14 protein-coding genes are annotated in these 15,692 nt (G+C 38.2%); all 14 read right to left on the reverse strand.

From position 1 onward, the window contains the following. Position 1: 1 nt before the first annotated feature. The 14 genes from ACFYKT_RS01905 to yfmF all read right to left on the reverse strand — a co-directional run bounded on the left by ACFYKT_RS01905 (position 2) and on the right by yfmF (position 15,506). Entirely contained in the window at positions 2–1,738 is a 1,737-nt protein-coding gene (locus tag ACFYKT_RS01905; RefSeq protein ID WP_389214616.1) for a 2-oxoacid:acceptor oxidoreductase subunit alpha, read from the reverse strand. Between the two features lie 330 nt (positions 1,739–2,068). After that, a complete protein-coding gene (locus tag ACFYKT_RS01910) occupies positions 2,069–2,995 on the reverse strand; it encodes a dipeptidase (protein ID WP_389214619.1) in 927 nt (308 codons plus the stop codon). A 183-nt stretch (positions 2,996–3,178) separates the two neighbouring features. Next, positions 3,179–3,439 carry a stage V sporulation protein SpoVS gene (gene spoVS, locus ACFYKT_RS01915; protein ID WP_009791522.1) on the reverse strand — a complete coding sequence of 87 codons (261 nt, stop codon included), beginning with the start codon at positions 3,437–3,439 and terminating at the stop codon, positions 3,179–3,181. A 271-nt stretch (positions 3,440–3,710) separates the two neighbouring features. Further along, positions 3,711–4,508, reverse strand: coding sequence for a TIGR00282 family metallophosphoesterase (locus ACFYKT_RS01920; protein WP_389214622.1), 798 nt, complete (start codon positions 4,506–4,508; stop codon positions 3,711–3,713). A gap of 111 nt (positions 4,509–4,619) precedes the next feature. Further along, positions 4,620–6,185 carry a ribonuclease Y gene (rny, locus tag ACFYKT_RS01925; RefSeq protein WP_389214625.1) on the reverse strand — a complete coding sequence of 522 codons (1,566 nt, stop codon included), beginning with the start codon at positions 6,183–6,185 and terminating at the stop codon, positions 4,620–4,622. A 489-nt stretch (positions 6,186–6,674) separates the two neighbouring features. Next, positions 6,675–7,715, reverse strand: coding sequence for a recombinase RecA (recA, locus tag ACFYKT_RS01930; protein ID WP_389214628.1), 1,041 nt, complete (start codon positions 7,713–7,715; stop codon positions 6,675–6,677). A gap of 259 nt (positions 7,716–7,974) precedes the next feature. Then, on the reverse strand, positions 7,975–9,228 hold the full coding sequence (locus ACFYKT_RS01935) for a competence/damage-inducible protein A (RefSeq protein WP_389214631.1): 1,254 nt from the start codon (positions 9,226–9,228) through the stop codon (positions 7,975–7,977). A gap of 43 nt (positions 9,229–9,271) precedes the next feature. Continuing rightward, positions 9,272–9,850 (reverse strand): CDP-diacylglycerol--glycerol-3-phosphate 3-phosphatidyltransferase, encoded by a 579-nt coding sequence (gene pgsA, locus ACFYKT_RS01940; RefSeq protein WP_389214634.1) that lies wholly within the window; start codon positions 9,848–9,850, stop codon positions 9,272–9,274. A gap of 48 nt (positions 9,851–9,898) precedes the next feature. Then, positions 9,899–10,804, reverse strand: coding sequence for a helix-turn-helix domain-containing protein (locus tag ACFYKT_RS01945; protein ID WP_389214637.1), 906 nt, complete (start codon positions 10,802–10,804; stop codon positions 9,899–9,901). Positions 10,805–10,826: 22 nt separating this feature from the next. Beyond that, positions 10,827–11,618: a DUF3388 domain-containing protein gene (locus ACFYKT_RS01950; protein WP_389214639.1), complete on the reverse strand. Its 792-nt coding sequence runs from the start codon at positions 11,616–11,618 to the stop codon at positions 10,827–10,829. 164 nt (positions 11,619–11,782) lie between these two features. Continuing rightward, positions 11,783–12,040, reverse strand: a complete 258-nt coding sequence (locus tag ACFYKT_RS01955) for a DUF3243 domain-containing protein (RefSeq protein ID WP_389214642.1) — start codon at positions 12,038–12,040, stop codon at positions 11,783–11,785. A gap of 122 nt (positions 12,041–12,162) precedes the next feature. After that, the gene (gene ymfI, locus ACFYKT_RS01960) at positions 12,163–12,885 is read right to left on the reverse strand and encodes an elongation factor P 5-aminopentanone reductase (protein ID WP_389214645.1); all 723 of its coding nucleotides are present in this window, start codon (positions 12,883–12,885) and stop codon (positions 12,163–12,165) included. A 57-nt stretch (positions 12,886–12,942) separates the two neighbouring features. Further along, entirely contained in the window at positions 12,943–14,226 is a 1,284-nt protein-coding gene (yfmH, locus tag ACFYKT_RS01965) for an EF-P 5-aminopentanol modification-associated protein YfmH (RefSeq protein ID WP_389214648.1), read from the reverse strand. A gap of 2 nt (positions 14,227–14,228) precedes the next feature. Further along, positions 14,229–15,506: an EF-P 5-aminopentanol modification-associated protein YfmF gene (yfmF, locus tag ACFYKT_RS01970; RefSeq protein ID WP_389214651.1), complete on the reverse strand. Its 1,278-nt coding sequence runs from the start codon at positions 15,504–15,506 to the stop codon at positions 14,229–14,231. Positions 15,507–15,692 lie beyond the last annotated feature (186 nt).

Consider the following 15,692-nt stretch of genomic DNA (forward strand, 5'->3'; position numbering starts at 1 on the left):
TTTAGACCAACTCCTTGCATCTTGTATGAATTTCATGTGGCAAGAATGGATTTCCGTCGTATTTAAGCATCTTCGTAATCTTTTCATTTTGTCCGACGTTCATCTTCATCATATTTGCCAATTGCCCAGTTGCGTTATTTTCAATGACTACAACCTTTTTCGCAGATTTTACGAGCGGCAATAATTCATCAGAAGGGAATGGGTAAATTAAACGAATATGTGCATGGTTTACTTTCAAGCCATCCTTATCAAGGCGACCCATTGCTTCTTCAATTGCTCCGCGTGTTGAGTTGAAGCCTACAATTAATAGATCAGCTTCTTCATGTGGAGCATTTTTGTAAACTGGTGTATCAAATTTTAGGTTTTCAATTTTTCGGAAGCGCTTGTCCATCTGAGCATTACGGTTTGCTGCTGATTCAGACGGCTTGCCTGTCTCATCATGTTCAACACCAGTTACATGGTGAATCCCATTTTTCATACCAGGAACGGTACGTGGAGAAGTACCATCTTCCGTTACTTCATAACGCTTGAAATAGCCTTTGTTTTCTATTTCAGGAAGTTCTTCTGTTACAAGCTTCCCACGGCGAATTTCAACCTTGTCAAACTCAAGAGGTTCAACTGTTTGTTTTCCTAATGACAGCTGAAGATCGGTTAAGACGATAACTGGGCATTGGTATTCCTCAGCCAGGTTAAACGCTTCGGCAGTATCATAGAATGCTTCTTGAACTGTACTTGGAGCCATTACGATCTTAGGAATTTCTCCATGCGTCCCGTAAATCATAGCCATTAAATCAGATTGCTCTTGTTTCGTTGGCAATCCTGTAGATGGACCTCCACGTTGTGTGTCAACAATAACCAATGGTGTTTCTGTTATTCCTGATAAGCCGATTGCTTCCATTTTCAATGAAAGTCCAGGACCTGATGATGCTGTCAGTGCACGAACACCACCATAGTTAGCACCGATTGTCATTGTAACTGCAGAAATTTCATCTTCTGTTTGAATAACTGCTCCACCAACCGGAGGCAATTTCTTAATTAAATATTCCATAATATCTGAAGCAGGAGTAATTGGATAAGCAGCCATAAAGCGGCAACCGCCAGCAAGTGCTCCAAGGGCAACCGCATCGTTTCCAATCATGAACATACGCTTATTGCCATCTGCTTTTTCTAGTTCCATTAATTCGATTGTATCGCCAATATATTCTTTCATCTTGTCAAAGCCAGTTTTGATGGCTTCCATATTTTTATCAACAACTTGCTTGCCTTTACGTCCAAAAATTTCTTGCACAACTTCTTCAAAAACGTTAATATCTAAATTTAATACAGCACATGTTGCACCAACTGCAACCATGTTTTTCATAAGGGATGTACCTAGTTCTGTAGCTAATTCCGTAAATGGAACAGCAAACATCGCTGCATTAGTATCTTCTGGTTTTGTAGGATTGAATTTTGCATCTGCAATAATAACTCCCTTATCGTGGAGTTCTTTGTAATTCAAATCAATTGTTTCTTGATCAAATGCTACCAATATATCAAGATCATCTGAGATCGAACGAACTTGAGTTGTGCTTACACGAATTTTATTATTCGTATGACCACCTTTAATACGAGATGAAAAATGGCGGTAACCATACAAATAGTAGCCTAAGCGATTTAATGCAATTGCAAAAATTTCTCCAGTACTTTCTATACCTTCCCCTTGTTGCCCGCCAACTTTCCACGAAAGTTGATTGATCATGACTGACACCCCTTTAGATACGTTAGAAAAATATGTAAAAACGATTCAGTAAATTAAGTGTAGCACTTTTCAATAACCTTATTTGAATGAAGAAATAATAATTAATTAAGGATTTTGAATACGTACTAAACGCTTTCAATTCTAGACCTAAGTGTTAAAAAAATCAACCCTTTCATAATAATTATTGTCGAAAATATGAATATTTTATCATTAATGAAAAAATTATAGATTCACCCTTTTAACGGTACATAATTATTCATATAAATCCTATGAATAATCTGTTTACCCCTCTTTCCTATTGCACTATATATTCAATAAAGACCATTACCTTTACGGAAATCTATTAAAAAAGTTCTTAAACATGAAATTTTCAACCTGTATACTAGAATAATATTTATTCAATTCGTTAATTAAATGATCATAGTCTTTAACACTTCCTATTCCTTTTGGCATTTTACCATCTGTCCCATCAAAATCCGACCCAAATCCAACATGACCCTCTCCACCGAGAGAACAGACATATTCAACATGCCGTAAAATATCTGTTACTGTTGCTTGTGTCCTTCCGGTTAAGAATTCAGGGAAAAATGTAATGCCAATCACACTATTTCTTTCAATTAGTGCTTCGATCTGGTCATTCGTGAGATTTCGAGGATTCGGACAAAGGGAATAACAATTGGAATGAGAAGCAATTGGATAATCACTAAGCTCAATCACATCCCAAAATCCTCGCTCTGAAAGATGGGAAACATCACACCATGTATGGGAAGAGTTGAGAATACTTACGACCTTTTTCCCGAAGCTGGATAATCCAGCTCCTCTTTCTTCAAGAACCCCATCAGCAACATAATTGCTATAATTCCATGTTAAACCGACAGAGGCCACGCCTAATCTTAATAGTGTTTTAAGCTTTAATAAATCATTCCCTATGGCGTCACAGCCCTCCAAAGTTAGAATGGCTCCCATTTCATTTGCCGCTAATTTTTCGATATCACTGCGATTTGAGATGATCTTTAATTGCCTAGATGGCTTAATGACCTTTTCATAAAATAGTTCAATCATATATAGTGCAGCATTAAATCGCATTTCTGGATGGACAGACTCTGGTACATAGATAGCAAAGCATTGGACCTTCACTCCTGCTGCCATCAAACCTTTTAAATGAACTTGAAGTTTCTCAGAGTCTTCAAATAGAATGCTTGAATCTATAAACATCTTGTAGAGAACATCGCAATGGGCATCAAAGATCTTAACCAATTCTCCACCTTCTTTTCTTTTAGTGTTTTATCATCCATGGTTTCTAAGTTATTAAGGACATTAAAAAAAAGAACCCGCTTGCTTTCTAACGGCAAACAGGTTATCTTATTTTCACATTAATTGCCCCCTCTTCTATATTCTCAGTTGTTCAAAGAGGAGTTGCAGGATACTGCTCGTTCTAGATTATCGCGGTTCCACAATCAACTTGATTGCTGTACGCTCTTCCCCATCAATCTTAATATCTGTGAATGCTGGGATACAAATCAAATCCACTCCGCTAGGCGCTACAAATCCTCTTGCGATCGCTACTGCCTTCACGGCCTGGTTTAGTGCACCTGCACCAATCGCTTGGATTTCGGCACCGCCTCTTTCTCGCAGAACACCTGCAAGCGCACCTGCTACAGAATTAGGATTAGATTTTGCTGAAACTTTTAATATTTCCATTCCTAGCTCCTCCTTGTTTTACCCCTCCTGCATGTCCATGACCTAAACTTCGTCCGTTATGATCCACATTTTCGGTTCTGTATTTATTCACCAAAAAAATGAGCATACTTTTGATATTTGCATCTTCGGATATGAACACATCAGGTATAAATCATTCCATTGCTACTATATTCATTTTCTAAATCACATATTCCGGCTTGGACAAAATACTTATAAAAAAGACTGTATTCCGTTGCCTATACATTATGGCAACAAAATACAGTCTTTCGCCCTACGAATAAAAGGGATGATCTTCATTGATTAAGATTCGATTTATTTTTTTGGCTTTACCTGTTTTGTTATCAAGTTCAATAAATACGGCACTTAATTGTTTACGTCCTTCTTTTGTTACTTCAAAACGAACAGGCAGGTTTGTAAGAAACCTTTTTAGTACTGCCTCTTTTTCGACACCTAATATTCCGTCATATGGACCTGTCATTCCAACATCTGTTAAATAAGCAGTCCCTTCTGGCAATATTCGCTGATCAGCTGTTTGGACATGAGTATGCGTCCCAACCACTGCAGATACTCGCCCATCTAGATACCAGCCCATTGCCTGTTTTTCACTTGTTGCTTCTGCATGAAAATCTACAAAAATAAAGGAAGTTCTTTTCTTAGCTTCATTTATTAATTCATCTGCTTTCTTGAAAGGACAGTCAATTGAAGGCATAAAGGTTCTTCCTTGCAGGCTAATAACCGCTACTTCTTCATTATTAAATTTAAGATAGGCAATCCCATTCCCTGGGTTTCCCTCCGGAAAATTAGCAGGTCTTACTAAGTACTTAGCACGATCAATAAATTCAAATATTTCCTTATTATCCCAAGTGTGGTTTCCAAGTGTTACAGCTTGTGCTCCTGCTTCTAAAAAGCCGCGATAAATCTTTTCTGTAATCCCTTTTCCGCCTGCTGCATTTTCTCCATTGATAATCGTAATTTGAGGCCGATATTTCTCTTTAAGCTTTGGGACATATTCCTTAATCATCTCTCGTCCCTCAGAACCAACTACATCCCCTACAAATAAAATATTCATATATATTCCCTTTCCTAAAACGGTTTTCTTCTTTTTAGTGTATCACAATCATCACATTTTCAACGAAAGAATAAAATAAGAAAAAAATAAAGCGATGCATGATGCATCGCTCTACTTCGCATATTCCACGGCTCGTGTTTCACGAATAACCGTCACTTTAATATGCCCTGGATAATCTAATTCTTCTTCAATCTTCTTACGAATGTCTCTAGCTAATCGATGTGCTTCAAGGTCGTCGATTTGCTCAGGTTTTACTAAAATACGAATTTCACGCCCTGCTTGAATAGCAAATGACTTTTCAACACCATCATAAGATTCTGAAATCTCTTCAAGCTTCTCCAGACGGCGAATATAGTTTTCAAGCGTCTCTCTTCTTGCGCCTGGTCTTGCTGCTGATAATGCATCTGCTGCAGCTACAAGTACCGCGATAATGGACGTAGGTTCAGTGTCACCATGGTGGGAAGCAATACTATTAATGACAACTGGGTGTTCTTTATATTTCGTTGCAAGCTCAACCCCAATTTCAACATGACTTCCTTCCACTTCATGGTCAATCGCCTTACCAATATCATGAAGGAGACCTGCACGTCTTGCTAGAACCTCATCCTGACCAAGTTCTGCTGCTAGTAAGCCAGATAGTTGTGCAACTTCCATTGAATGTTTGAGAACATTCTGACCATAGCTTGTCCGGAACTTAAGGCGACCAAGGATTTTAATAAGATCTGGATGAAGGCCATGAACACCCACTTCAAATGTGGTCTGTTCTCCAATTTCGCGGATATGTTCATCCACTTCACGTCGGGCTTTATCAACCATTTCTTCAATCCTTGCAGGATGGATGCGACCATCTTGTACAAGTTTGTCTAAAGCTAATCGAGCTGTTTCACGGCGAATCGGATCAAATCCAGAAAGGATAACCGCTTCCGGCGTATCATCAATAATAAGGTCAATTCCTGTCAGCGTCTCAAGTGTACGAATATTACGACCTTCTCGGCCAATAATTCGTCCTTTCATCTCATCATTTGGAAGATTTACAACAGATACTGTTGTTTCTGCCACATGATCAGCAGCGCATCGTTGGATTGCCAGTGACAAGATATCCTTTGCTTTCTTATCTGCTTCCTCTTTCGCTCTGATTTCGCCCTCTTTTATCATTATTGCAACATCATGAGCCACTTCCTGCTCAACCCGATCCAAAATGATGGACTTCGCCTCTTCGCGAGTTAAGCCCGAGATGCGTTCCAGCTCAGCTTTTCCGGCACGTATCATCTCGTCCACTTTGCTTTCCAGCTCTTCAATATGCTGTTGTCTTTTGTTAAGAGAATCGTCCCTCTTCTCTAAAAGTGTTTCACGTTTATCTAACGTTTCATCTTTACGATCAAGATTTTCTTCTTTTTGTAACAAACGATTTTCTTGTTTTTGCAGTTCATTTCTTCGATCACGAATTTCACGCTCTGCTTCTGTCCGAAGTTTATGGATCTCATCCTTCGCCTCAATCAGAGCTTCTTTCTTTATTGCATCCGCTTCTCGCTTTGCTTCTTCTAAAATCTGCTCTGCAGCATCTTTAGCTCCTGCAACTTTTGCCTGAGCAATGGACTTACAAACAAAATAGCTAACAACCGCACCAACGAATAGGCCAAGCAAACTGGAGATGATGATTGCTGTTAAAAGTTCCATCATTTCACCTCCTCTTGCTATGAACTTTTTTGTTACGTTTTTAAAGTGTGGCATGTACATTGTCAAGTCAATATACAGCACTAAGGCTTTTCAACGTTTTCATTCATCATAAAATGTAAAATATACATTTTTAATTGTAAAGCTGTGGAATTTCATTGTCAAGGCTTACTCCTATGTATGCTTGTTATTATTTTGAAGGAACAAATGCGCAAGCGCCTTGATCACCCCCGACAAGCACAAGACGAGCCTCACGGAAAGGTGTCCTTTACCGATCTTTAGAGGATTGGCTTGTGACCTCGAGGTCGACAAAAACGCGACGTCCTGTCGCATTGCCGACACTAGTACGTCCTGTACGTCGGGGGTAGGCGCTGGAGCTGAACGCAGACAAACTTGTCGCAAAGTTATCCACAACATCCAAATTAATAATTGCCTAGAAAATCAGAAAAAGCAAAGCTGACATTTAGTAGCTTTGCTTCCTCTACGGATCTATTAATCCGTTAGTTGAAATTCTTCTTGCCCTTCATCACCATTCATGACATGATCAGCATCAAGTGCGTAATGATCACGAATTTGTTTTTGAATTTGCAGGCGCACTTCTGGATTTTCCTTCAAGAACAGCTTAGCATTTTCACGGCCTTGTCCAAGGCGTTCATCATTGTAGGAATACCATGAACCACTTTTTTGAACAATATCTAACTCAGAACCTAAATCAATGATTTCCCCTTCTCTGGAAATCCCTTCTCCATACATAATATCCACTTCAGCCACACGGAATGGAGGTGCCACCTTGTTTTTAACAACTTTAATCTTTGTTTTATTACCAACAATATCTTGGCCTTGCTTTAACGCTTCCGCACGTCGTACTTCAAGGCGCACAGTTGAATAGAACTTTAGTGCGCGTCCACCTGGAGTAGTCTCAGGATTTCCGAACATAACTCCAACTTTTTCACGAATTTGGTTTATGAAAATAGCAATTGTTTTTGATTTATTAATTGCTCCTGATAGTTTACGAAGCGCTTGGGACATTAAACGAGCCTGTAATCCAACATGGGAGTCTCCCATTTCCCCTTCAATCTCTGCTTTAGGCACAAGGGCTGCAACAGAGTCGATGACAAGGATGTCAACCGCACCACTTCTTACAAGTGCTTCAGCAATCTCTAATGCCTGCTCACCAGTATCGGGCTGTGAAAGCAATAATTCATCAATATTAACCCCAAGCTTTTGAGCATACACAGGATCTAGCGCATGTTCTGCATCAATAAAAGCAGCTTGTCCGCCCGCTGCTTGTACTTCTGCGATTGCATGTAAGGCTACGGTTGTTTTACCTGAGCTTTCTGGACCATATGTTTCAATAATACGTCCTCTTGGATATCCACCTACCCCAAGTGCAATATCCAAGGCGAGTGATCCACTTGGAATAGTAGAAATTCTTCGGTCTGTCTGCTCCCCAAGTTTCATGATTGAACCTTTACCAAACTGCTTTTCTATTTGCTTTAACGCCATCTCTAGTGCTGCTTGACGATCGCTCATTTATTTTTCCTCCTTATCAAAACAAAAGACTTAGTTTTGCTCTTGTCTCAAAACCTATTTTAACTATAACCGTTTTCCTCCTATTTGTCGAGCAAAAAGACGAACATCCATTCCTCTTTTTTCATCGCCCAATTCTTGCAGAAAATGAAATAATTACTAGAGAAAAATACTATTTTCATAGATTCTTCCAATCGAAAAATATACAAAGGGAAGTAATCTAAATATTATGGACCAGATAATGATAAAAAATCAGAATGCATTAAATTGCATTCTGATTCCCCATTAAACTTTTTATTAAAAAATGACAGCCATATTTTACACTTCGAACACGAATAGCCTCTCTCGTTCCGCCAAAGTTTAGCTTTTCAACTTGAACTGGCTTGCCTTTTATCGAAATCCCAATATACACGGTACCAACAGGCTTGCCCTCTAATTCATCAGGACCGGCAACTCCTGTAAAACTTATGCCTATATCTGCATTCATTAAGTGAGCAACATTTTCAGCTAACTCACTCGCACATTGGGCGCTAACTACCCCTTTTTCTGCAATCGTTTCTTTACGAACATTTAGAACCATTGCCTTTACTTCATTTGTATAACAGACAACTCCGCCTTTAAGAAGCTCGCCTGCCCCTGGCACTGCTGTAAACTCTTGCTGGAACATTCCTCCAGTCAGGCTCTCCGCACATGCAATAGACCATTTATTTTCTTTAATTAATTTAATTAGCTCGTGCATGAGAGATGTATCATCATATCCATAAAAATAGTGGCCAACTCGAGTTAGAATTTTCTTTTCTGTTTCATCTAATAAGCTTAAGGCTGTATCCATTTGTTTATGTTTTGCGGTTAATCTTAGGGTAACTTCACCATCTGATGCAAGCGGTGCAATTGTTGGATTGGACTGAGCATCAATTAGATCCTCAATTTCCGTTTCAAGCATCGCTTCTCCAATCCCAAAAAATCTTAATACACGGGAAACAATGATATCCTCCTCTTGTAGCAATGACTGAAGAGCAGGATAGCCATATTTCAAAAACATAGGTTCCATTTCTTTCGGCGGTCCTGGCAGAAGCATATACATATGTTCTTCTGTATTAAACAGCATACCAGGGGCCATCCCATGCTCATTTGGCAGTATTTGTGAATCATCTAGCACAATTGCTTGTTTTTTATTATTTTCTGTCATCAAACGTTTTGTCCGTTCAAAATAAAGCTCAATCGACTGAAGCGCTTCTATATTCATAATAAGCTGTCTATTCACGTGCTTAGCAATAGTTTCCTTTGTTAAATCATCTTTTGTCGGCCCTAACCCACCAGTAAAAATAAGCAGGTCTGATCTACTTTCTGCTATTTCTATTGCTGATTTAAGACGCACAGGGTTGTCTCCAACACAAGTATGGTAGTAAACATTAATCCCTAAGTCTGCAAGCTGCTGGGATAAAAAACGGGCATTTGTATTCACAATTTGACCAAGTAACAGTTCAGAACCAACAGCAATAATTTCTGCATTCATTAAAACACCACCTTGTACATTTTTTTAGGATGAATGAAATTAGTTACTTTGAATGAACAAATGCATCTTTATTTTTCGCGAAATAATCCCATCCAGACCAAATGGTAAAGAACAATGCCACCCACAAAGCAATGTCAGCAAAAGGAACTGAAATGATTTCAAAAATAATATTATGTAGAAGCAAAGCAGAAATAGCGACGATTTGTGTCCATGTTTTAATCTTTCCTAACTGATTAGCTGCCACTACTTCACCACCACCAGCTAGAATGAGTCGCAGACCCGTTACAGCAAACTCACGACTAATGATAATAATCACAATCCATGAGGGAGCAAAGCCAAGTTCAACTAACACGATTAAGGCTGCTGAAACAAGAAGCTTGTCTGCAAGAGGATCAAGAAACTTTCCTAAGTTCGTAACTAGATTATATTTCCTAGCATAATAACCATCTATCCAGTCCGTTGCCGAGGCAAGAATAAAAATAAGCGCTCCTACTAAATGTGTGACAGGGAGTGTAGCCCCAAGAAATGAAAGCTCTCCCCATGAAAATGGAACAAGCATGATAATTAAAAATATCGGAATTAAAAAAATTCGAGAAACAGTAATTTTATTTGGCAAATTCATGATTAACCTCCAGTTATACTAACGTGAAAAATAGTCATCATCTGATGACTATTCGTTGTTCTGTAAATAGCGAATGGTAATATTCTGCGTGACAGATTGAGTTGGTGGAATCGCATACTCAACTTTTTCATCATTTATATAAATCTCAGTTTCAGTGGATTTACCAATGATAAGGGCCGCTTCAATTTCCTTAGAAAAATCAATTACCTGACTTTCATTTTCGCCTTTTTTCAACGTTCCTGAAAAAAAGGAAGATCCTTTCCCATTTAAAATATTGACCCAAGTTTCTCCAGTTGAAACAACCTTCAATTCAAAACGGTCAGCATTTTTTAATTCATATACAGTTTTTTTGCCACCTGATTGAACAACAGAGATTTCTTGTTTAGGAGCTTCAGGCTCTTCTTCAACAACCTCTTCATCAGTGGTATTCTCTTCATCTGTTGGTACTGAATCCCCATTTGACCCTTTTTCAGCATCCTTGACAAAGTCATCTGATTCCTCAATCTTCACAGGTTCATTCTCGCCGCTATCCGTTTGTACCGTCTGATTCTCATCATCATTTACTTTCTGGAGGAACTGATATGCGACAGCTAGAGCTCCAATAATAAATACAACGAATAAAACCTTAGGAAGAATATCCAAAACTTTCGACGTACCTGAAGAAATATTTTGTCTTGATTGAACTCTGGAAAGCTTTTCCGGTATATCTTCATTTACAGTAGACGGGATTTCACTTTTGAATTGCTCGAAAATTTCCTCTGGATCAATACCAACCGCTTCTGCATATTGCTTAATAAATGCCCGCACATAAAACTTTCCAGGCATCGTGCTATAATTACCTTCTTCAATTCCAATTAAATATCGCTTTTGAATCTTTGTAGCTGTTTGCAAGTCATCAAGACTCATGTTTTTAGCCAATCGAGCTTCTTTCAGTCTAGACCCAAGTTCTGTCAATTTACAACACCTTCCAACTCACTTAAAAATCAAAGCCCCCAAATTCAGAATCAGAAAACATCTTGCTTTTATTTACAATGTCATATTTGATTTCTTCTTCAGGATCATGGCGGAGTTCAATAATATAATCGAAATCATCGATCGAGTATTGTGTATTTTCTACAAATATATCCGGATGCTCCACTACCTTCACAGAAGGGAGTGCCATTATTTCACGAACCAGCTGCCAATGCCGCTCATTCGCTCGTCTAGAGGATACAATGCCATCAATAATAAACAAGTTGTTTTCATTGTATTCGTCATGAATAAGCTGATTACGAATCGTTTGCTTTAAAAGAGTAGATGAAACAAATAACCAGCGTTTATTTGCACAAACGCTTGAGGCAACGATCGATTCCGTTTTTCCTACTCGCGGCATCCCTCTTATTCCTATTAGCTTGTGCCCTTCCTGCTTAAATAATTCTGCCATAAAGTCAACTAATAGTCCAAGCTCATCCCTTACAAATCGAAAAGTCTTTTTATCATCTGCATCCTGCTGTATGTATCTCCCATGACGAACAGCTAATCTGTCACGTAATTTCGGTTCACGGAGCTTTATTAATTTTATTGTATCCATCGTATGTAAAATTGACTCTAAACGAATAATTTGTTCATAGTTTTTTGCCAAAATTAATAATCCCCTGCGACCTTGCTCCACCCCGTTGATCGTCACTATGTTTATGGAAAGCATTCCAAGGAGGGAAGAAATATCACCAAGCAACCCTGGTCGGTTCTTTTGAATTTCATATTCTAAATACCACTCTGTTTTACTCATAAAAGACCTCCTTTATCCCGTTGCCAAACGATTTTCTATACCTCTATTATCATAAATGATTTCCCTTAAAGATGAAAGGAAAACCCATGCAATAATTGCCAATATATTTTATAATCTTTGGAAATAAAAAAGAGAGGATTCCCTCTCTTTTTTCATCCCATTTATTAATGTGTGCCATTGTCCTCAACAAGTTTGACCATCATGTTGGCAATTGCTTGCTGTTCGTCCTTGCTTGCTACAGACCAAAGATCTGAGAGGATTCTCTCCTGCTCATTCTTAGGCTCTACTTGTTTTGCTAAGTAATCACCAATCTGGTAAGCAAGATTATTGACGGTTTCTTTGTTCATCCCTTGCTGTTGTCCCTGATCTAGACGATCACCAAGAAAATCCTTCCACTGCTGCCAATTATCAAGTACAGACATGATATGATCCCCCTTCTAAAACATGGTTGTACACCTTGCGTACATTATTATTTTGGATGTAGATGGGAGAAAATATGCATGCTAATTTCTGATCTCCATTTTAAAAACAAGTTAAAAGAAGTCTATGTATACCAGCCGCCATTAACCGCTAGAACCTGTCCAGTGATATAAGATGCTTGTTCAGAAAGGAGAAATGACACAGAATCGGCAATGTTTTCTGGAGCTGCTAATCTTCCCATTGGAATTTCATTTTTTATCGACTCTAGCTCCTCAAATGAAAATCCCTCTAACATTGCCGTCTGTACAGCACCTGGAGCGACTGCATTCACTCTAACCCCATTAAATGCGACTTCCTTACTTAAAGCCTTTACAAACGCAATTTGTGCACCCTTTACAGTTGAATAAGCCACTTCACATGCAGCACCCGTTTGTCCCCAAATAGATGAAATAACAACGATGCTCCCACCGCCTTTTGAAAGCAATTTAGGCAAAAGCTCCTTCGTCAGCATTAGAGGTGTTTTCACATGTAGATTTATTAGGGTTTCCGCCTGCTCTTCCTCTAAATCAAATATAAGACCGTAATGGCTTGTCCCACAATTATGAATAATGGCATCAAGCGAAAATATATTTTTTACTACTTTTTTATACCCCTTTTTAGAAGAAAGATCTGCTTGGATTGGGATATATTCTCCACCGAAAGACTGCAGCTGCTCTAATATCTGTTCAATCGCCTTTTTATTTTCATAATAATGTAAATACAAGGAATATCCTTGTTCAGCCAATTTAACAGCAATCGCTCCCCCAATTCCACCGCTTGCTCCCGTTATTAATGCAAACTTTTTCAATTGTTTCACTCTCCCAAGAGAAGAAGCGCCAACATCTAGGCGCTTCCAGCCAACCCATTATTTTTTTGGCACAACCTGACATACAGTAAATCTGTCTTCAGCAATCAGCTCATTTGCAGCCTTTTCTATATCTGCTAATGTGATGCTTTCAAGTGTTGGAACGACATCAAATAAATTCATTTCATTAAATGCATATCTTGTAAATTGGTTAGCAATATATTCAGGAGAATTAACCGCTCGCAAAAAGGCACCAATTTTCTTCTTTTTTGTCCGTTCTAGGCTCTCTGTTGTAATCGTTCCTTTTGCTTCCATAAGTATAGCTTGTAACTTTTGAGCCAACAGATCGGGATTGCTCGTATCCCCTCCTACCATCGCAAATCCAAAGCCTGCTTCCTGTGTGTAATCAAATGAAAAGGTTTCGTCAATTAATCCCTCATTATATAATGAACTATAATGGTCTGAGCTTTTGCCAAATAAAATATCGAGCATGACATTTAAGCTCAATTCTGTCTTTAACATATCCTTTCCTGATTGACTCACATTCCGCGCCTTTATCCCTACTAAACATTTGGAGGTTTGCACATTCATTTCTAACACTTGCTTCTTCATAGCAACCTCAGCAGGCTCCTCAGCGAATTTCCGTTTAATATCTGGCAGCTCTTTGTATTCCTTTCCTGCCTGATTATCCTTTACCATATTCATTATTTGTTCCTGATCAACTGGTCCAACAATAAATAATAGCATATTACTTGGATGATAAAAAGTATGGTAACACTCATATAGCATATCCTTTGTAATATGAGAAATGGACTCAATTGTACCAGCAATATCAATTTTTACAGGGTGGTTTTTATACATATTTTGAATGAGGCCAAAATATAAGCGCCAATCCGGATTGTCATCATACATCGTAATTTCCTGCCCAATAATCCCCTTTTCCTTCTCAACTGTTTTTTCTGTAAAATAAGGATCTTGAACAAAATCAATTAATGTTTCAAGATTTTTTTCTACATTTGATGTACTTGAGAATAAATAGGCTGTTCTTGTAAACGATGTAAATGCGTTTGCTGAAGCACCTTGCTTGCTAAACTGTTGAAATACATCGCCATCTTCTTTTTCAAAAAGCTTATGCTCTAGGAAATGGGCAATTCCATCAGGAACCTTTACATAATCCTCCTTTTCAGGCGGAAGAAAATGATTATCTATTGATCCATATTTAGTGGTGAACGTCGCGTATGTTTTGTTAAATCCCTTTTTCGGAAGAACATATACATCAAGCCCATTAGAAAGCTTCTCATAATACATTTCTTCATGGAGCTGTTCAAAAGTGATTTTTTCCATTCTTACATCTCCTCCTTTCCAGTCAAGAAGTAAATCGTATCCAGATTCACTTTTTTGGCGACTGCAACGATTTCTTCCTTCGTGACTGCATCCATCTTCGCCATCCATTCTTCAAGGGAAATATCCTTTTTAGAAACAACATTATGATAGAGCACTTCAACCATGCCTCTTGATGTATCTACTGTTTCTAGTAGCTGATTCTTAATGACCGCTTTCGTCTGCTCGATTTCTTCTTCTGAAAAGTCCCCATTTATCATTGCATCCATTTGTTTATGAATAATCTCTATAGCCTGATCATAATTCTTGTTGTCAATTCCAGACATGACCATCATTAATCCTTTATGGCTCTCAAGTCTGCTTGTCACATAATAAGCAAGGCTGGCTTTTTCACGAACATTTAGAAATAATTTAGAATGAGAGAACCCGCCAAAAACGCCATTAAATATTTGAAGGGCATAATAATCTGGGTCTCCATAGACTATATTTGTCCGGTACCCAATATTTAATTTCCCTTGTTTCACATCTTGCTCTTCCTTCACGGTATGAACATTATCTTTCTTCTTATAAATGGATGACTCGATTAATTGGGCTTCACGATTCTCAAATTGTAAAAGCTCGTGAGCAATTGATTGCACTTCCTCTTCATCAACATCTCCAATTACATATAGATCCAATTCATCTTGCTTTAAAGCATGTAAATAATACTGGTATAAGCTCTCTGCAGTAATGGATTCAACTGACTTCATATCCCCATGAACATGCAATGAGTACGGCTCTTCATTACACATCTCTTGAATTAGCCGATAATTAGAATAGCGCATTTTATCATCATATACAGACTGTATTCTTTGTTTCAGTGTTCTTTTTTCATTTTCAACTGTTTCTGCATGAAAAGCGTTTCCGTTACTATTCGGTTTCGTGACTAGTTCTGCCAAAAACTCAAATCCCTTTTTCAAAAGGGGAGTAGGATCTGATAAAAACTTTTCGTTCGCCATTTCCAGTGAGAAGCTCATAATATGAAACTCACCCTTTTTGGCTAAATCAACGAAGAAACTTGCACCATAAAGCTCATCTAAATAGGAGCGTAGTTTCCCTGTCGTCGGGTATTTCTCACTATTGCTTTGCAGTACATATGGCAAAAGAGCTCGAAGTGTTACCGCTTCTTTATTTAACGGTGCTTTCATTTTCCAAACAATCGTATTCGTCTTATACTTATCGGTTTTTACAATATGAAGTTTATAGCCGTCCATCGCTTTAACCGATTCTGAAATGATATCCATATGGCTTCCTCCTAAAAATTTAGTAAAGAATACTATTTTCGGTATGTATCTCCCCAATAGTTATTTTCTGCAATATCCCTTAAATTAAATCATATTCTAACTATAACTTGTCCTATTTCTTATTTTCAAGTTATTAGGAAAGCAGAATCAAACAAAGAAAAGCCCTCTTTCCAAAAAACGGAAGGA

It is taken from the genome of Cytobacillus mangrovibacter, from assembly GCF_042865275.1.
Classification (GTDB): domain Bacteria; phylum Bacillota; class Bacilli; order Bacillales; family Cytobacillaceae; genus Cytobacillus; species Cytobacillus mangrovibacter.